Source organism: Vibrio sp. Isolate25 (assembly GCF_022398025.1).
In the GTDB taxonomy this organism is placed as follows: Bacteria; Pseudomonadota; Gammaproteobacteria; order Enterobacterales; family Vibrionaceae; genus Vibrio; species Vibrio coralliilyticus_A.
In genome coordinates this window covers 1,050,284-1,068,875 of sequence record NZ_JAKEUT010000001.1, presented here as the reverse complement: position 1 = coordinate 1,068,875, position 18,592 = coordinate 1,050,284, and the positions used below count along the sequence as shown (strand labels likewise).

The 18,592-nt window shown below is 45.0% G+C and carries 20 protein-coding genes; 12 read left to right on the top strand and 8 right to left on the bottom strand.

Annotated features, from left to right (window positions below; genetic code table 11):
- Positions 1-26: 26 nt before the first annotated feature.
- Both L1D15_RS04705 and L1D15_RS04700 read right to left on the bottom strand, forming a co-directional pair.
- On the bottom strand, positions 27-797 hold the full coding sequence (locus tag L1D15_RS04705) for a siderophore-interacting protein (protein WP_239874825.1): 771 nt from the start codon (positions 795-797) through the stop codon (positions 27-29).
- 76 nt (positions 798-873) lie between these two features.
- Positions 874-1,458 (bottom strand): LysE family translocator, encoded by a 585-nt coding sequence (locus tag L1D15_RS04700; protein WP_239874824.1) that lies wholly within the window; start codon positions 1,456-1,458, stop codon positions 874-876.
- A gap of 144 nt (positions 1,459-1,602) precedes the next feature.
- On the opposite strand from L1D15_RS04700, the gene L1D15_RS04695 reads away from it, so the two are divergent.
- The 9 genes from L1D15_RS04695 (at position 1,603) to L1D15_RS04655 (ending at position 9,393) form a co-directional block, all read left to right on the top strand.
- On the top strand, positions 1,603-2,043 hold the full coding sequence (locus tag L1D15_RS04695) for an Lrp/AsnC family transcriptional regulator (protein ID WP_239836085.1): 441 nt from the start codon (positions 1,603-1,605) through the stop codon (positions 2,041-2,043).
- A gap of 267 nt (positions 2,044-2,310) precedes the next feature.
- Positions 2,311-4,239, top strand: a complete 1,929-nt coding sequence (thrS, locus tag L1D15_RS04690) for a threonine--tRNA ligase (RefSeq protein WP_239874823.1) — start codon at positions 2,311-2,313, stop codon at positions 4,237-4,239.
- 3 nt (positions 4,240-4,242) lie between these two features.
- Complete coding sequence (gene infC / locus L1D15_RS04685) at positions 4,243-4,794, top strand: translation initiation factor IF-3 (protein ID WP_071881323.1); 552 nt, start codon at positions 4,243-4,245, stop codon at positions 4,792-4,794.
- A gap of 103 nt (positions 4,795-4,897) precedes the next feature.
- Positions 4,898-5,092 (top strand): 50S ribosomal protein L35, encoded by a 195-nt coding sequence (rpmI, locus tag L1D15_RS04680; RefSeq protein ID WP_019275792.1) that lies wholly within the window; start codon positions 4,898-4,900, stop codon positions 5,090-5,092.
- Positions 5,093-5,133: 41 nt separating this feature from the next.
- Positions 5,134-5,487, top strand: a complete 354-nt coding sequence (rplT, locus tag L1D15_RS04675) for a 50S ribosomal protein L20 (protein ID WP_021019837.1) — start codon at positions 5,134-5,136, stop codon at positions 5,485-5,487.
- Positions 5,488-5,772: 285 nt separating this feature from the next.
- The gene (lhgO, locus tag L1D15_RS04670) at positions 5,773-6,978 is read left to right on the top strand and encodes an L-2-hydroxyglutarate oxidase (protein WP_239874822.1); all 1,206 of its coding nucleotides are present in this window, start codon (positions 5,773-5,775) and stop codon (positions 6,976-6,978) included.
- A gap of 315 nt (positions 6,979-7,293) precedes the next feature.
- The gene (locus L1D15_RS04665; protein WP_239864402.1) at positions 7,294-8,124 is read left to right on the top strand and encodes a DUF6279 family lipoprotein; all 831 of its coding nucleotides are present in this window, start codon (positions 7,294-7,296) and stop codon (positions 8,122-8,124) included.
- A 112-nt stretch (positions 8,125-8,236) separates the two neighbouring features.
- Positions 8,237-9,004 carry a sulfite exporter TauE/SafE family protein gene (locus L1D15_RS04660; RefSeq protein ID WP_239874821.1) on the top strand — a complete coding sequence of 256 codons (768 nt, stop codon included), beginning with the start codon at positions 8,237-8,239 and terminating at the stop codon, positions 9,002-9,004.
- A gap of 197 nt (positions 9,005-9,201) precedes the next feature.
- The gene (locus tag L1D15_RS04655) at positions 9,202-9,393 is read left to right on the top strand and encodes a hypothetical protein (RefSeq protein ID WP_006961283.1); all 192 of its coding nucleotides are present in this window, start codon (positions 9,202-9,204) and stop codon (positions 9,391-9,393) included.
- 33 nt (positions 9,394-9,426) lie between these two features.
- On the opposite strand, the gene L1D15_RS04650 is transcribed toward L1D15_RS04655, so the two are convergent.
- A complete protein-coding gene (locus L1D15_RS04650) occupies positions 9,427-10,947 on the bottom strand; it encodes an aldehyde dehydrogenase family protein (RefSeq protein ID WP_040121768.1) in 1,521 nt (506 codons plus the stop codon).
- 256 nt (positions 10,948-11,203) lie between these two features.
- Between L1D15_RS04650 and L1D15_RS04645 the strand changes: the two genes are divergently transcribed.
- The gene (locus tag L1D15_RS04645) at positions 11,204-12,967 is read left to right on the top strand and encodes a sigma-54-dependent Fis family transcriptional regulator (RefSeq protein ID WP_239874820.1); all 1,764 of its coding nucleotides are present in this window, start codon (positions 11,204-11,206) and stop codon (positions 12,965-12,967) included.
- Here L1D15_RS04645 and L1D15_RS04640 read toward each other — a convergent pair.
- On the bottom strand, positions 12,960-13,364 hold the full coding sequence (locus tag L1D15_RS04640) for a VOC family protein (RefSeq protein WP_171349036.1): 405 nt from the start codon (positions 13,362-13,364) through the stop codon (positions 12,960-12,962). The genes L1D15_RS04645 and L1D15_RS04640 overlap by 8 nt on opposite strands.
- A gap of 97 nt (positions 13,365-13,461) precedes the next feature.
- Here L1D15_RS04640 and L1D15_RS04635 point away from each other — a divergent pair, with 97 nt between their 5' ends.
- Positions 13,462-13,761, top strand: coding sequence for a putative quinol monooxygenase (locus L1D15_RS04635; protein WP_239874819.1), 300 nt, complete (start codon positions 13,462-13,464; stop codon positions 13,759-13,761).
- Between the two features lie 21 nt (positions 13,762-13,782).
- Positions 13,783-14,226: a YtoQ family protein gene (locus tag L1D15_RS04630; RefSeq protein WP_239875116.1), complete on the top strand. Its 444-nt coding sequence runs from the start codon at positions 13,783-13,785 to the stop codon at positions 14,224-14,226.
- 45 nt (positions 14,227-14,271) lie between these two features.
- Here L1D15_RS04630 and L1D15_RS04625 read toward each other — a convergent pair whose 3' ends face one another.
- The 4 genes from L1D15_RS04625 to zwf all read right to left on the bottom strand — a co-directional run bounded on the left by L1D15_RS04625 (position 14,272) and on the right by zwf (position 18,311).
- Positions 14,272-14,409, bottom strand: a complete 138-nt coding sequence (locus L1D15_RS04625; protein WP_239836094.1) for a hypothetical protein — start codon at positions 14,407-14,409, stop codon at positions 14,272-14,274.
- Positions 14,410-14,609: 200 nt separating this feature from the next.
- Positions 14,610-16,058, bottom strand: a complete 1,449-nt coding sequence (gene gnd / locus L1D15_RS04620; RefSeq protein WP_239874818.1) for a decarboxylating NADP(+)-dependent phosphogluconate dehydrogenase — start codon at positions 16,056-16,058, stop codon at positions 14,610-14,612.
- Between the two features lie 37 nt (positions 16,059-16,095).
- Positions 16,096-16,812 (bottom strand): 6-phosphogluconolactonase, encoded by a 717-nt coding sequence (gene pgl, locus L1D15_RS04615; RefSeq protein WP_239864389.1) that lies wholly within the window; start codon positions 16,810-16,812, stop codon positions 16,096-16,098.
- Positions 16,809-18,311, bottom strand: coding sequence for a glucose-6-phosphate dehydrogenase (gene zwf, locus L1D15_RS04610; protein WP_239836392.1), 1,503 nt, complete (start codon positions 18,309-18,311; stop codon positions 16,809-16,811). The genes pgl and zwf overlap by 4 nt, the downstream gene beginning before the upstream one ends.
- Positions 18,312-18,592: the final 281 nt, after the last annotated feature.

The window sequence follows — 18,592 nt, the reverse complement described above, 5'->3', positions numbered from 1 at the left end:
CGAAGCACAAAGGCTTCGCTTTTTGATTACTGGTTTTCGTCAGCATCTTGTCGTTTTATCACCTTGTGGCCGTCTTCTGAAACGCCTTGTTTCCAATAACTACTGATATAGATATTTTCTCGTCCGACTTCCTTTTCATTGCGGAAATACTGCCTCAGTTGACGCATTGAATCAAACTCACAAGCACACCAAATAGACGCCATCCCCTCTAACCAAGTTAGCTTTCGAACCTGATCTACTAAAGATTGTGATGCATTAAGCCAGATAACTTCAACGTTTTTGGGAGCGTCAACGGGTTGAATATCCTCTTCAGATTCTACTTGAATAACGGCATAACCTTTCGCTTGTTCAGGTAGGCTTCTCACTTTAACGCTTAAAGCGGGCAGCGCCGTCATATCTGCCACCATAAAGAACCAATCAGCTTGTAAATTCATCGTCGAAATAGAACCCGGTCCTGCGATGGAAATGGTGTCGCCAACCTTAGCACCCATTGCCCAGCGAGCGGCAAAGCCACATTGTAAATCATGTGTGATATGGCGCACAAAGTCGACTTCAATTGCACATGTTTTTGGATCAAACTGACGAATCGTGTAAGTGCGCATGACAGGCCGTTCCGTCTCAGTCAGTTGGCTTAAATCCGTACTGCCTTCTTGATTAAACAAAAGCTTGATATAGCCGCCTTCACATTCGTTTGGAAAATCGGCAAGCCCAGAGCCTTGTAGTGTAATTCGCTGCATGTTAGGGGTAACGGACTCTGTCGATTGAACAATGAGTGATCTTGCTGATGGCTTTTTCATATTTCTACTCGATAATTATTCTCTTTCGCATTTAGAGTAACAGTTATTCCATCAGTGAGACAGCAAATTTACAGTGTTAAAGCATTGGTACCGTTGAGCCAACCAGCAGTAAAGCCATGAGCAGGTTGAAGCTCCTCACTCTGATGTTGTTTGTTAACCATCGCTGCAGCTCGCGTCCAGCAAGAATCCAGAAACTGCCAGAAGGAAAGTTTGCAAATAGAAACGTACACGCGATGATCGAGAGTTCAAGCCAGCCACCGCCATTGCTGTATAAGGTCACAGAGCTCAGGGCCATTGACCATCCTTTGGGGTTTACCCATTGGAAGCTCGCGGCACCGAGAAATGTCATTGGTTTGAAATCTTCGACATCTTTTGCTTTACCACTACAGGCAATTTTTATCGCGAGATAGCCCAAGTAAGCCAGACTGATATATTTTAGTACTGTATGAGTAACAGGATAGGTTTCAAACATACCTGTTAGGCCAATACCAACCAGCATGACCATAAAAGCAAAGCCAAAAGCGACTCCTGTCATATGAGGTAGGGTTCGTTTGTAGCCGACGTTAGCTCCTGACGTCATCAGCATGATGTTGTTTGGTCCAGGGGTGCAGGTCGAGACAAAGGCAAAAAGCACCAGTGCGCCAAGTTGTTCCATTTCCATGATGGGCTCCTGTAATTGTTAGAAAGCAAGATTGTTGCGTTGGATGTGTTGTCTGACCGGTCAAGTTCTATATTATGTGGATTAAGGCGCAATTTTGTGTTTTTATTCGAACATTAAGGCTATGATGCACAATTTAGGGGCGTTATGGACAAGTTTGACGAAAGAATATTGCATGAGCTCAAAATGGACGGACGAATCTCTAATGTTGAGCTCTCTGAGCGCATTGGTTTGTCTCCCTCTGCAACTTTACGCCGGGTTCAGGAATTAGAAAAGCAAGGTGTGATAAAAGGTTATCGCGCAGTACTGGATAGCAGCCAGTTAGGTGTTGGCTTTGCCGCTTATGTGTCTATCGGTCTGTCGAGTCACAGCAAGCAAGCGCAACTTGAATTTGAAGAACACGTCAGATTTGTTGATGAAGTCGTTGAATGCCACAACATCACAGGTGCAAATGAGTATCTACTTAGAGTGGAAACAAAAGATCTTCCAAGCTACAAAAAGATTCATGCAGATGTACTTGGGGAGTGCCGTCAAGTCAACTCTATCACCACTATGGTGGTCATGGACTCACCTAAGGATGAACGGTAAAGCCTTCCGTCAGCAACAAGTTCATAAAGGGTATAGCAAGATAAATCAGACTAATGGATGAAAAGATGCCTCTGTGAGTGTCTTTTTTCTTTAGAATACATTAGAATCCGCTCTTGGTTCATTGAGAGGTTCATCTGTATTTGTTCCTAAAAGTGTACCGAGCTGAATAAATCTTCACTTTTTCTTCATGTAACTATCTGCTACATAAAGAAAATAAAACAAATCAAGTGTTGCTTGGTGTGCAACACCACTGTAAAGGACAGTTAAATGCCTATTATTACTCTTCCTGACGGCAGTCAGCGTCAATTTGACAACCCAGTTTCTACTCTAGACGTCGCTCAATCTATCGGTCCGGGTCTTGCGAAAGCGACCATTGCTGGTCGTGTTAACGGCAACCGAGTTGATGCGTGTGATTTGATTGAAGACGATGCAAGTCTTGAGATCATTACAGTAAAAGATGAAGTAGATGGTCTTGAAATCGTTCGTCACTCATGTGCACACCTATTGGGTCATGCGATTAAACAGTTATACCCAGAAGCAAAAATGGCGATTGGCCCGACCATCGACAACGGCTTCTACTACGATATCGACCTAGAGTACTCTTTGACGCAAGAAGATCTTGAAAAGATCGAAAAGCGCATGAAAGAGCTGGCGAAGACCAAATACCAAGTTATCAAGAAAAAGGTAAGCTGGCAGGAAGCACGCGATGCGTTTGAAGCTCGCGGTGAAACGTACAAGATTGAAATCCTTGACGAAAATGTATCTCGTGACGATCGTCCAGGCTTGTACCATCATGAAGAATATATCGATATGTGTCGTGGTCCTCACGTACCACATATGGGTTTCTGTCAGCACTTCACGCTACTTAACGTAGCGGGTGCTTACTGGCGTGGTAACAGCGATAACAAGATGCTTCAGCGTATCTACGGTACTGCATTCCACGACAAAAAAGCGTTGAAGGCGCACCTAACTCGTTTAGAAGAAGCGGCGAAGCGTGACCACCGTAAGATTGGTAAACAGCTAGACCTATTCCACATGCAGCAAGAAGCACCGGGTATGGTGTTCTGGCATCATAATGGTTGGTCTATTTTCCGTGATCTTGAAGTATTCGTCCGTGAGAAACTGACCGAATACGGTTACCAAGAAGTTAAAGGTCCGCTTATCATGGATCGCGTTCTATGGGAGCGTTCAGGTCACTGGGACAAATACGCAGAAGCGATGTTCACAACATCTTCGGAGAGCCGTGAGTACGCATTGAAACCAATGAACTGTCCGGGCCACGTACAGATCTTCAACCAAGGTCTAAAGTCTTACCGCGATTTGCCGTTACGTATGGCTGAGTTTGGTTCTTGTCACCGTAACGAACCTTCTGGTGCACTACACGGTATTATGCGTGTGCGTGGTTTCACTCAGGATGATGCACACATCTTCTGTACTGAAAGCCAAATTCAGGACGAAGTTACGGGTTGTATCAAAATGGTCTATGATACATACCAAACTTTTGGTTTCGACAACATCGTCGTGAAACTGTCGACGCGTCCTGAAAAGCGTGTAGGTTCAGATGAGATCTGGGATCAGTCAGAAGAAGCGCTAAAGCAGTCTCTGGAGTCGATGGATATTCCATACGAAATCCAAGAGGGCGAAGGGGCATTCTACGGGCCTAAGATTGAATTTACACTGCACGACTGTTTAGACCGTGCATGGCAGTGCGGTACGGTTCAGCTAGACTTCAACCTACCAGGCCGTTTAGGTGCGACTTACGTGGATGAAAACAACGAACGTCAAGTTCCTGTTATGATTCACCGTGCGATCCTAGGTTCACTAGAACGATTCATCGGTATTCTGATTGAAGAATACTTCGGTTTCTTCCCGACTTGGCTATCTCCGGAGCAAGCAGTAATTATGAATATTACTGATAAGCAATCGGATTATGCTCAGGAAGTGGCCCAAAAACTACAAAAATGTGGAATTAGAGCTAAAGCAGACTTGAGAAATGAGAAGATTGGCTTTAAAATCCGCGAACATACTTTGAAGCGTGTGCCGTATATGCTGGTTTGTGGCGACCAAGAAATGGAAGCTGGAGAGATTGCAGTACGTACTCGTAAAGGCAAGGATCTCGGTAAGTTTAAAGTGGATGACTTTATCTCATACATCCAAGACGAGATTTCAAGCCGTAAGCTCAATCTGGAGGAATAAACTATTAAAGGCGGAAGACGCGGCCAAGTACCGGCCAAACAAAATGCTCATCGTTTAAACGGTGAAATTCGTGGCGTTCGTGAAGTTCGTTTAACTGGCGCTGATGGTGAATCAGTTGGCGTTGTTTCAATTCAAGAAGCAGTTGCAGCAGCTGAAGAAGCGGGTATGGATCTGGTAGAAATCAGTCCAAACGCTGAGCCACCAGTATGTCGTGTAATGGACTACGGTAAATTCCTCTTTGAGAAGAGCAAGTCTGCTAAAGAGCAGAAGAAGAAGCAAAAACAGGTTCAGATTAAGGAAGTAAAATTCCGTCCTGGAACTGATATTGGAGACTATCAGGTAAAACTACGCAACCTGACGCGTTTCCTTGAAGAAGGCAACAAAGTGAAGGTAACAATTCGCTTCCGTGGCCGAGAAATGGCACACCAAGAGATCGGTGTTGACGTTCTAAATCGTCTTAAGGAAGACACTGTTGATTTAGCAGTAGTGGAATCTTTCCCTAAGAAGATCGAAGGTCGTCAGATGATCATGGTTCTTGCCCCTAAAAAGAAGTAATTAACGGCTTACAAGTAATTAAACCCTGCCGTTTTTAAACGGCGGGGTTTTATTCGCCCTAATTACATGTTTATTAAACTACTACAATGCGGAGTTATTCATCATGCCTAAGATGAAAACCAACAAAGGTGCTGCTAAGCGTTTCAAGAAAACTGCTGGTGGTATTAAGTTCAAGCACGCTACTAAACGTCACATCCTGACTAAGCGTACTACTAAGAACAAGCGTCAACTACGTCCAAACGCAATCCTTCCTAAGTGTGAAGTGGCTGCAGTTGTTCGTATGATGCCATACGCTTAATTCTTTTTAGTTTATTTATCGTTTAGTTTAGGAGAAGCATAATGCCTCGCGTAAAACGTGGTGTACAAGCTCGTGCACGTCATAAGAAAGTTCTAAAACAAGCTAAAGGTTACTACGGTGCACGTTCACGTGTTTACCGCGTAGCTTTCCAAGCAGTTACTAAAGCTGGTCAATACGCTTACCGTGACCGTCGCAACAAGAAACGTCAATTCCGTCAACTATGGATTGCACGTATCAACGCGGCATCTCGTCAGAATGGTCTATCTTACAGCCGTTTCATCAACGGTCTTAAGAAAGCATCTATCGAGATCGACCGTAAGATCCTTGCTGATATCGCGGTATTCGACAAATCTGCATTCGCAGTTTTAGTTGAAAAAGCGAAAGCTGCTCTTTAATTAGAGTTAGTTATTAGGATTAAGAAAAGGAGAGCTTCGGCTCTCCTTTTTTGTTTCTGCCACTCCCACATTTCATTCAAGACGACCAACTCCTTCGGTATTGGTCAAATGTTTCATTCCGTTCAGTACTTTTCTGCTGCCAATATATTGGATAGCAAGTCACAAATCGCACGATTAATCTGACTTAACGATTAGACATTGCTGTGACTGTGCTCCACCTATGCGTAATCGAGCATAATTGAGATTAAAATACACTCTAGATATGGGTTAAGAGCAAGGGACGTCGTGCACGATTATATTATTGTTGGTGGGGGCATAGTGGGGGCGTCTACTGCATGGCAACTAAAACAAAAATACCCAGCTAAGCGAATACTTCTGTTAGAGAAAGAAGCCGATTTTGCGCAGCATCAGACGGGTCACAATAGCGGTGTGATTCATGCTGGTGTTTACTATCAGCCCGGAAGTCTCAAAGCGGACTTTTGTAAGCGTGGCGTGCAGGCCACCATCGATTTCTGTCGGCGTCATGGTATCGACGTAGAAAACTGCGGGAAGTTCATTGTCGCAACGACAGACGCTGAATTAGAGCGGATGCAGGCGCTTTTCGAACGTTGCCTGCAAAACGAAATTGACGTTGAATTGCTTGACCAAGCTCAACTGAAATTGGCAGAGCCGAACATTACGGGCTTAGGAGCTATCTACGTTAAACAGACAAGCATTGTCGATTACAAAAAAGTTGCTAAATGCATGGTTGAAGAATTCACGGCCTCTGGTGGTTTGATTGGGTTGAGAACGAGAGTCGTAGCTGCGCAAGAGCTTGAAGAAGAGATTCAGCTTACTTGCGTCGCAGATGGGCAAACAATGCAGCTTAATACCCGACATTTGATCACTTGCAGTGGTTTAATGGCAGATAGAATGACGAGAATGTTGGGGATTAAAACTGATTTTCAAATCATTCCTTATCGGGGCGAGTACTATCAATTGCCTGAGAAGCACAATCAAATCGTGAATCATCTGATTTACCCAGTCCCTGATCCTGAGTTACCGTTTCTCGGCGTACATCTTACTCGAATGATCGATGGTAGCGTGACAGTTGGTCCCAATGCGGTTCAAGGCTGGAAGAGAGAAGGGTATTCGAGGTTTAACTTCAGCTTACGTGATACATTACAAATGCTGCTGTTTAAAGGCTTTTGGCGTGTCTCAGCGAAGCATTTAAAAACTGGGCTGGAAGAGTTAAAAAACTCATGGTGGAAGCCGGGCTATCTCAAATTAGTCAATAAATACTGCCCTGTAGTGGCATTGGAAGATTTACAGCCCTATCCTGCGGGTGTACGTGCCCAAGCTGTGCTAGAGGATGGTACGCTTGTTCATGACTTCTTGTTTTCTGAGAGTGCTCGAAGCCTTCATGTGTGTAATGCTCCTAGCCCAGCAGCGACCTCAGCGATTCCTATTGGAGAATACATCTGTAAGAAGATAGAAGAAAAATTTGAATGACTTCTGCTGTGAAGCCTTAATGTGAGTCTTTGAAAAGCTTTCGGGTCACACAATACTGTTTCATCTGATCCAATTTTCTAGCGAGTCTTTCTTTATAGATATGGCATGTTGTTGCCGCTTTTGACCATACCTACGTGATGAGCCATTGACGCTTCATGAGCATTTAACTTTTGTTATTTAAAGGAATTTCAGGGCTCTATTGTTCAAATACAAATTCTGGTATTTAATTTGCTGGTAATGTAACCAGCTCACACTCTGTTCACGTGAGAGCTACAATTATAATGTTCTCAGCAGTGTAGGGCAGAGGAATGGACAATGAAACAATGGGGATTACTGATAGCAATCTGTTTTGCCTTAACGGGTTGTAGTACCAAGTTTGTTTATAACAACATGGATTGGTTATTGGTTGAGTATCTGGAAGACTTCGTAGAGCTCAATGACGAGCAGGAAGAATTGGTGAGTGAGAAAATCGAGTTGCTCAGTGATTGGCACAGAAGAGAGGAAATCCCGAATTATATAGAGCATCTCGACCAGTTGATCGCGCTTGATCCTAAATCCTTTACAGAGGAAGACCTCAAAACCCAAGAGAAGCTATTTCAAGAGCACACGAAAAGACTCGTTGGCCAAATCGCTCCGGAAGTATTTGCTTTAGCTCGAGAGCTATCAGATGAACAGGCTGAGGAGTTAATGGATAATATACGTGTTCGTCATACCCGTTATAAAAAGAAATATCAGACGCTATCTGAAGATGAAATCCGAGCAAACTATCAAGACAAGATCACGGAGAACTTTGATGATTGGTTAGGCTCGCTGACATCTGAACAAGAACATATGATTGAAGAATGGGCAGATCAGCTTGTGGTTACTTCTTATGATTGGATTGATCACCAAACGAAAATGCGTATAGAAATGAATACGCTGCTGACTAATCGTATGCAGACGGGATATTTTCAACCACACTTCCAGCAATTGATGTTTAATCCTGCCAGCTTTTATTCAGCCGAGTTAGAAGAAAAAATAGACTACAACAAAGCAATAGCGGATAAGTATTTGGTTAAAATCATTAACTCTGTCACCAACAGGCAAACCGCGCATTACCGTCAAGAATTACGTGATTGGCGAAATATCGCAATGGATATTCAGTAGTAGAAAGTTTGTTTTTAAGGGCATCAAAGGGGCAAAATATTTGCCCCTTTAAGTTTACCTTGATGCTGAATATCGCTACATTGGATTAATAATTCTCAACTTAATCAAAAAGATGGAATGGATTCTATTGTTTGTTGCCGGGGTGCTTGGCGGCATTCTAAACAGTGTCGCGGGCGGAGGGAGTTTCATCACTTTTCCGAGTTTGTTGTTTGTGGGCGTTTCCCCTATTGTCGCCAATGCAACGAACACATTCGCTGTTTGTGCCGGGTATGTGAGTGGGGCTTATGGGTTTAGGCAGGACATAGGTAAAGACCCTAAAATCATATCCTTTACAGTGATCCTGAGTCTAATTGGTGGAGCGTTAGGCGCTTATCTTCTATTGAGCATTTCGGAGTCTTTGTTTCTTGAAGCCATTCCTTGGTTATTATTGGTTGCCACATTGCTCTTTCTATTTGGTTATAAGGTTAGTGAGTGGTCAGGAAAAATCGCTCAAGGTGTTTGTTTGCATCCAATGTGGTCAATTGTGGCGCTGGCGGCATGCCTAATCTTGGTCTCAGCTTATGGTGGATTTTTTAATGCTGGTTTAGGGGTGATCGTGTTGAGTTATCTGGTTTTAGCGGGATACAAAGACATCAATCAGATGAACGGCCTTAAGCTTCTTATCTCTTCCTGCGTGTCTCTGACCGCCATTTTAGTTTTTGTTATTGATGATTCCATTGACTGGTCGCGTGGGGGTACCGTTATGCTCGGGACGCTTTTAGGTGGATATATTGCGGCTCGGGTATCGCGTAATGTACCTCAACACTACATTAAAGGTTTCGTAGCGTTATCGAGTATCGTGATGACCGTGTATTTCTTCTGTGACGTTTACCTAATATGAGTAATGTTCAGCTTATATTTGTGCAGATTCCCGTTTATGTATGTTGCCCTAAATGAGGATGTTGTAAATCACATAGTGAGAGTCTTTGATAACTATTTAGGTTAATTTTTGTCCGTTAATGCCACAATGACTGTGTAGAAAAAGCGCGCTCTACCTACCTCACCTTTTCCCTTCCCTTTCTCTTGGTAGGAGGAGTTATGGACAGAAAACTAGGTCGTGTGATGTCAGGCAGCAGAATGGTAACATTTATTGCTTTTCTGGCGGCAACCTTTGCCTGGATTTTGAAGATGCCAGCTTTGTTCACCGTTTCAGTGGTAGCGTTGATCGCCAGTGGCATGTTGTATTGGAATGACAAGCGTAAAGAAAGCGACAAACACGAAGAAGCCTGACAGTAAAAGAGCGCCCTAGGGCGCTCTTTATGTTTAGAAGAAACCGAGTGGGTTAACGTCGTAGCTAATAAGTAAGTTTTTGGTGTTCTGGTAGTGATCCAGCATCATCTTATGCGTTTCGCGGCCAATACCTGACTTCTTATAACCACCGAAGGCAGCGTGTGCTGGGTAGGCATGGTAACAGTTCACCCAAATACGACCCGCTTCGATGTTGCGACCCATGCGGTAGGCTAGATTGGCATCTCGCGTCCAAACACCCGCGCCTAAGCCATATTCGGTATCGTTCGCAATGGCCAGTGCTTCGGCTTCATCCTTAAACTTAGTAATGGCGATGACTGGGCCAAAGATCTCTTCCTGGAAGACACGCATCTTATTGTTGCCTTCAAGAAGCGTTGGCTGAATGTAGTAACCCGATTCGATGTCGTCTTTTTGCTGAGCGACTTCACCACCGAACACAACTTTCGCACCTTCTTGGCGGCCTATCTCTAGGTAGCTCAGGATCTTGTCAAATTGCTCCTGAGAAGCTTGTGCACCTACCTGAGTGTCAGTATCGAGCGGGTTACCTTGCTGGATGCTCTTCGCACGTTCGGCCACTTTGGCGATGAACTTGTCGTACACAGATTCGTGCACCAATACACGTGAAGGGCAGGTACAGACTTCGCCTTGGTTGAAGAAGGCCAATAGAGTACCTTCGATACACTTCTCCAAGTATTCGTCTTCATGGTCAAAGATGTCCGGGAAATAGATGTTAGGTGACTTACCTCCCAGTTCCACAGTCGAAGGAATTAGGCTATCGGCTGCACATTTAAGAATGTGGTTACCGACTTGAGTCGAGCCTGTGAAAGCGATCTTGGCAATACGGTTACTGGTGGCAAGCGCTTGGCCTGCTTCACTACCAAATCCGTTGACGACGTTTACCACGCCTGCTGGAATCAGATCGCCGATCTTTTCCATCAAAAGCAAGATAGAAGTTGGGGTCTGCTCAGCCGGTTTCAAAATCACACAACAACCTGCCGCGAGCGCTGGAGCCAGTTTCCAAGCTGCCATCAACATAGGAAAGTTCCATGGAATGATCTGGCCGACAACACCAATAGGTTCAGGGAAATGGTAGCTCGCAGTATTCACATCAAGCTCGGCTGCGCTGCCTTCTTGAGCGCGGATACAGCCCGCAAAATAGCGGAAATGGTCGACAACAAGAGGAAGATCTGCCGCAAGAGTTTCACGCACTGGTTTGCCATTTTCCCATGTTTCTGCCACGGCAAGCTCTTCAAGGTGCTGCTCAATGCGATCGGCAATCTTGAGGAGAATATTGGAACGCTCTGTGACGCTCGTGGCTGCCCAGCTCGCTCTGACATTATGAGCCGCATCAAGTGCCAGGTTGATGTCTGCCTCACCTGAACGAGCCACCTTACAGTAAGCTTGCCCATTGACTGGTGAAGTGTTGTCAAAGTATTCGCCAGATACGGGTTTCACCCATTCTCCACCAATGTAGTTGTCGTAATGGGTTTTGAAGTTAACCACAGAATCCTGACTGCCTGGTTGTGCGTAAATCATAGAAATATCCTTATTATTTTCTCGTTCAAGTTATGTTTGAAGTTGTCACCAACAGGTGAACACTTCAGTTACCATTCATCTAACTAACGCAAATCACAGACCAATTGTTAAAAACTTGTTGCGACTTTGTTCTGGCGCTAGAGTGTTCATGGCTTAGACTGTGTTGTTTTAAACGCATGGCGATGGAATTGGGTGTTAACAAAATGTTCACCTGTTCCAAAATGGCACACCCCAAATGCTCAAGAGTGAAACAGGTATGGAACTACAAACCCATCAACCAGACAGCTGGCTCATGTCCTCATGGCAGAGAAGTACGAATGCGGGCCTCAAACAGATAAAGAAACCTGAAGACATTAACGTGTCCAACGCATTGCTCAAAGAGCGACGTTATAAGGCTCAAGGCGTGATTGAGGCTGTGGATCAGTGCGCTTTGCCTTTGTTTAATCAAGTTCTTTCTCGAACAGATAGCCGGTTGATTTTGACGGATGATGAAGGGGTCATTCTTGCGAGTTGGGGTCAGGAAAGATTCCGAGAAAAGTTGATGTCGATAGCGCTGGATTCAGGCAGTTGCTGGCAGGAAAGGCTGAAAGGGACGAATGCGATTGGAACGGCACTGTTCGAAAAGAAAGCAGTGTCTATTATTGGTGAGCAGCACTTTATCAAACAGCATCGTTTCATTAGTTGCTCGGCGAGCCCGTTATTTAACCATCGTGGTGAGCTGGTTGGCATTCTCGATATAACCAGTGAGCAAAGCAAACATGATGTGACTACGCAGCTGTTGGTCCAGAACATGGTGCAGCTGATTGAAAACTACCTGCTGACGCAAATCCCTGAAGGGGTTTTGCAAATCAACCTTGCGCACAATGAATCAGTTTTGAAGAGTGGTTGGCAAGGCATAGTGATTGCTGATGAAAATGGTCAGGTGGTGGCACACAATCAGGTCGCCACTCAACTTATCCCTAAGGCAGCACTTGTCGGAGAGCATGTCGAGAGCCTTCTCAAGCAGCCAGAGCGGAGCGCGCAGTTCGTCTTTGAAAAACGGACCTTAGGCCAGAAGCCGGTCCAGAAAAAATGGCTCAGCGTATCGAGTGAGCTTCACTATGGTGATCACCAAGTTGAACAGGCGTGGCAACAGGCAAATAAAGTACTGGGTTGTGATATTAGTTTGTTAATTCTCGGAGAAACAGGGGTAGGTAAAGGCGAATTCGTCAAAGCGCTACACAAACACAGTGCTCGATGTAAACAGCCGCTTGTCACCGTTAATTGTGGGGCACTACCTAAAGATTTGATTGAATCTGAGCTATTTGGTCATGCGTCTGGAGCGTTCACCGGGGCGAGTAAGCACGGCTATTCAGGGCGGGTGAGACAGGCGGATAAAGGCATCTTATTTCTGGATGAAATCGGGGAAATGCCGCTTGATGCGCAGTGCCGTTTGCTATCTGTCCTGCAAGACAAAGTGGTTATGCCTGTGGGTTCGGCTCAATCTTATCAAGTGGACATTCAGGTGATTGCCGCAACGCATCAGGATTTAAACCAACTGGTCGCTCAGGGGCGCTTTAGGCAGGATCTCTATTATCGATTGAATGGCTTAGTGATTACTTTACCTTCGCTGTATCAGCGCGAAGACAAAGCCGCCTTGATTCGGGCAATTCACGCAAAACACCAACAAAACTCTCAGCAAATCTCGGCGTCGCTAATGCAGTTATTACTCAGTTATCGATGGCCAGGCAATCTAAGAGAGTTGGATAACCTTCTCAAAGTCACCAGTTTGATTGCTAGCGATGTAGAAGAAATTAGTATTGAGCATGTGCCTACTCACTTTGCCCAGCCATTGTTAGAAAACACTCCGGTGCAAAGTGAAGTGGTAGAGCAGGATTTGAAATCAACGCTTAATAGCACATTGATCGATACCTACCATGCGCACAATGGTAATGTCAGCAAGGTGTCCCGAGTGCTGGGAATCAGCCGGAACACCGTCTATCGAAAGCTCAAAGCATTGGGGTTGAACAAAACTAAATGATGGTCTGGTGTGAAATCTCGGGATGATAAAGAGGCTGGATGACGTGACCTTCCGGGTCGCGGCAATGGAAGCTTCTCGCACCATCGCTGTGATCATGAGGCGCGTCGAGCAGTGTGACTCCTTTCTCTTGCATGAACTCATACCAATGATGGAGCTCATCTTTACTTCTAACAATAAAACCAAAGTGATCGACGCTGATGGGCGAGCATACCCGTTGTGACTGGGCGCGACCAAGTGAGAGGTTATCGCAGCCGTTAGTCAGGTAAACCAGATTATCACTTGCTCGTCTCAACACTGACATGCCCATGATATCAGTATAAAAAGCCTCGCACTCTTCGAATTTCTGAACCACTAAAGCAATATGTCTCATGCCATTAAATGGAGCAGGTCTGTCCATAATTACACTTCCTTGTATTTTATTTTGAATTAAATTGTATACAATAAAGTAATTGTTTTGCAATGATGATGAACATTATCAAGGAAGGTAACTAATTATGTACTGCATAATCGTCTCCAATCGAGTAAAAAAAGGTAGGGAAGAAGACTACATCACTATCATGAATGAAAACGCCAAAGCCTCCTGTCAGAATGAATTGGGTTGTGTACAATTTGACGTAATCAGAGATCTTAACGACCCGCAGCTCTTCCATCTGTACGAGATTTATCAAAGCCAAGAAGCTTTGGCTGTGCACAAACAAACTGAGCACTATCTGACAAGTCGAGTTCAGTTAGCTGATATAGTGATTGAACAGTCAGTCATTCGTGCGGATGTCGTAGCAACAAATTCAAAATAACAATCAAAAGGAAACAATGTGATGATTTGGAAAGTCTATCTTAGCGGTGAAATTCATACCGATTGGCGCGAGCGTATTGTGGAAGGTGCTCAGAAGTTGGATCTGAATATTGAGTTCTATTCTGCGAATACCGATCACGACTCCAGCGATGCAGCAGGTGACGTACTCAGAGAGAGTGAATCAGGCTTTTGGCGTGACCACCAATCGTCCAAAGTCAACGCCATTCGAACGTCTACTCTTATCAAACAGTGTGATATTGGCGTGGTGCGCTTTGGTGACAAATATCGTCAGTGGAATGCCGCATTTGATGCAGGCATGTTAGCGGCACTTGATAAGCCGTATATTACGCTTCACGATGAGTCTTTGATTCACCCGCTTAAAGAGGTCGATGCTGCGGCAATGGCGTGGGCGGAATCACCAGAGCATGTCGTTGAGATCCTAAAATACGTTACGAGTCAGAATTAAAAAAAGAGCGCCAAAACGGGCGCTCTTTTTACTGAAACCTAGCCTTTACAGTCCGCCCTGTTGCTGCGCCTGTTTTACTAATGCCTGACGTTGAGCTTCCTTAGTTTTTACCACTTCACTTTCCTTTTTCGCTTTAGCTTCTTCAATAGAAAGAACAAAGACAAAGTACTTATTAATAGTCATTTCAAGAACCTCAATTTAGATTGTTATAAACCATCCAGGTTAAGCTATTCACCAATGCCGTTGTGAGAACTCACACGACTCCTTGTTGTAGGTTTCAAAAAATAGAGGATGCGAGCTAGGCTAACATCCTCCATAACGTCTTAATTGTAGTAGGAGTTTCGGGTATTACAAAATACCGTACTAAGCCCCTTTAAGCAGATTTATACGTCGTAAGTAGTAGACGCTGTGTCGCCGCCTGTACCAGTCCAGTTTGTGTGGAAGAATTCACCACGTGGACGGTCAGTACGCTCGTAAGTGTGAGCACCGAAGTAGTCACGTTGAGCTTGAAGCAGGTTCGCAGGTAGACGAGCAGTTGTGTAACCGTCTAGGAAAGATAGCGCAGAAATCGTACATGGCATTGGGATACCAGACTCTAGAGATTTCGCTGCGACTTTACGCCATGCTGCTAGGCTGCTTTGCAGAATGTTTTTGAAGTAGTCATCTGAACCTAGGAATGCGATATCTGGGTTCGCTTCGTACGCATCACGGATGTTGCCTAGGAACGCAGAACGGATAATACAACCACCACGCCACATTAGAGCTACGTTACCGTAGTTTAGGTCCCAACCATTCTCGTTAGATGCTTCGCGCATTAGCATGAAGCCTTGAGCGTAAGAGATGATCTTAGAAGCTAGTAGCGCTTGACGCAGTGCATCAACCCACTCTTGCTTATCGCCTTCAACTGGTGTGATTGTTTTACCGAATAGAGACTCAGCTTCAACACGTTGGTCTTTCAGTGCAGATAGACAACGAGAGAATACAGACTCAGAGATAAGCGTTAGTGGAATACCTAGGTCTAGTGCGTTGATACCCGTCCATTTACCAGTACCTTTTTGGCCTGCAGTGTCTAGGATCTTTTCTACTAGCGGCTCACCGTCTTCATCTTTGTAGCCAAGGATGTCCGCTGTGATTTCAACAAGGTAGCTGTCTAGCTCAGTCTTGTTCCAGTCAGCGAATACTGCTTGCATCTCGTCTGCAGACATACCAAGACCGTCTTTCATGAACTGGTATGCTTCAGTGATAAGCTGCATGTCGCCGTATTCGATGCCGTTGTGTACCATCTTAACGAAGTGACCCGCACCGTCGTTACCAACCCAGTCACAACATGGCTCACCAGCGTCGGTTTTTGCTGAGATACCTTGGAAGATAGGCTTAACCGCTTCCCAAGCTTCCGCTGCGCCGCCAGGCATGATTGAAGGACCAAAACGAGCACCTTCTTCACCACCAGAAACACCCGTACCGATGAAGTGGATGCCTTTCTCACGAAGAGCAGCAACACGACGGTTTGTGTCTGGGTAGTTAGTGTTACCACCATCAATGATGATGTCGCCTTTGTCTAGCAGAGGGACAAGTGCTTCGATGAACTTGTCAACGACGTCGCCCGCGCGAACCATTAGCATCACTTTACGTGGCGCTTCTAGCTTCTCAACTAGCTCTTCCAGAGAGTAAGCACCAACGATGTTAGTGCCTTTTGCTGGGCCTTCTAGGAATTCGTCTACTTTCGCAGCAGTACGGTTGTGAGCAACCACTTTAAAGCCGTGATCGTTCATGTTCAGGATAAGGTTTTGACCCATTACCGCTAGGCCAATTACACCGATATCACCTTTCATTATTTCTCTCCAATTTCTCTAAAAATGGACGCTCGCATTACGCGATTTTTGCTGCTGCGTCTGAATCTAAGTACCACTCGGTCTCACCAGCTTTAGACTGGATTTTCGCAGCTGGATATGGCAGCTCGCTTGCCGGAGTAGTATGAATTTCGTTTACGATGTCAACTTTGCCTGCACCAAGTACAAGATAGCTGATACGTTTAGCGGCTTCTAAAACTCTTGCCGTCTTAGAAACACGAATCTGGCCTGATTCAGGATGAGAAGCCAATACCGCTAGGTTCTCGTCTTGATAATCAGTTTGACCTGGGAACAGTGATGCTGTGTGTCCATCTGCACCGACGCCTAGCAGAATCCAATCGAAAACAGGTGTGCCGTTCTCAGTTGGAATCACATCTGCCATTTCTTTCGCGAAGCGCTCTGCTTCTGCTTTTGGCTCTTCTTCACCACGGATGCGGTGAATGTTGTCTGCTGGCAGTTCGACTTTGCTGAAAAGCAAAGTATTTGCTTCACCGAAGTTACTTTCAGCGTCGTCAGGTGCGACACAGCGCTCGTCACCCCACCAGAAGTGTAGGTTGTTCCACTCGATTGAGGTTGCGTATGTTTCTGTCGCTAGTAGCTTGAACAGCATCTTAGGTGTGCTGCCGCCAGACAGTGAAATATGAACAGGGCGACCTAGTTCGCTGAACGCTTTCATGTCGTTCGCTAAGCTCTCTACCACCTGTTCTGCTGTTGGGAAGATCTTATGGTTGATCATAGTTCGCAGTAGTCCGTATCTGTTAGGTTCTTACATGGGAAACGCCAAGCTCGGTTAGCGCGCTGAAGTAGATCATCCGCTTCTTTAGGGCCCCATGTACCACAGGCATAGCCAAATAGTGCCTGTGGATCTTGTTTAAAGTCGAGAATTGGCTGAACGTATTGCCAGCAGGCTTCAACCGCATCAGTACGTGCAAATAGGGTAGCATCGCCATTCAAAGCATCAAGTAGTAAACGCTCATACGCGGTTAGCATCTGAGTCTCTTCCAAATCATTGTAAGAGAAGTTCATTTTCACTTCTTTGGCTTTAAAGCCAGCGCCTGGCTCCTTAAGGCCAAAGCTCATCTGGATGCCTTCGTCCGGTTGGATACGAATGATGAGCTTGTTTTCAGGTGCATTTTGACCAAACACTGGATGCGGTGTGTTCTTAAAGTGGATAACCACTTCTGTTACGCGTGTTGGCAATCGTTTACCAGTACGTACATAGAATGGTACGCCGTTCCAGCGCCAATTGTTAATGTACGCTTTCAAGCCGATGTAGGTTTCAGTACGTGAATCATCAGCGACGCCATTCTCTTCACGGTAACCAATAAGATGCTCCCCACGAACGTCAGAAGCAGTGTATTGACCAAGCACTAGGTCATTACGCAGTGCTTCTTCATCTAAGGGCTTAAGACATTGCAGTACTTTGACGACTTCATCACGCATAGAGTCAGCATTGATCTGTGCTGGTGGCTCCATCCCTACCATGGCGAGGACTTGCAGTAAGTGATTCTGGAACATATCACGCACCGCACCAGAGCCATCGTAGTAGCCGCCACGTTCTTCAACGCCTAAGAATTCTGCCCCTGTGATTTCTACGTAATCAATGAAGTTGCGGTTCCAGAGCGGCTCGAACATAGCGTTAGAAAAGCGGAAAACTAATAAATTTTGAACCGTTTCTTTACCTAAGTAGTGGTCGATACGGTAGATTTGATGCTCTTGGAAGTGTTCGTGAATTTCTTTATCGAGCTTTTGTGCTGATTCAAGATCATAGCCAAATGGTTTTTCGATGATTAGACGTTTCCAACCTTCATCTTCATTATTTAAACCATGGGCTGCGAGACTGGCTGGAATCACACTATATAAACTCGGTGGTGTTGCTAAATAGAATAGAGTGTTGCGCTGTTCGAAGTTGTATTGCTCCGACAATTGGTCAAGACGGGTAACCAGTTTGCTGTAGTCTGCGGTTTCAGAGGTGTTGATCGCTTGGTAGTGCAGGTGGTTAATGAATGCATCTAGCGTTGCAGGCTCAGTTTTTTCCATTTCCTGAAGTGAGTGCTTCAGTTTTTCGCGGTAAGACTCATCGCTGTATTCGGTGCGGCTAACGCCTAGAATAGCGAAGTTTTCTGGAAGCTGCTTACTCGCGTAAAGGTGGTATAAAGCAGGGATCAACTTACGATAGGTTAAGTCGCCCGAAGCACCAAAAATAACGATGCTGCTGTTTTCTGGTATTACCATCATCTTTCCCTTAGAAACGAGGTAGTTATCATGTGCCGTCAATGCTGGCGACTCGAAGAGCCAACCCTATCAACGGGACTTCAAAATTGATAATTGGTGATGTCTATTAGTTTGATAGCCAAAACCTTAACCTTCTTGAGCTATAGAGATAAATCTCAATTCGGCAGCGTATTGTCTATGAGTCTTTGATATACATCAACCTTTGTGAAGGCAATCGATTAAATATTGATTAATAATAATGCTAGGTCATTGATTATATATAACTTATTGGGAATGGTGAG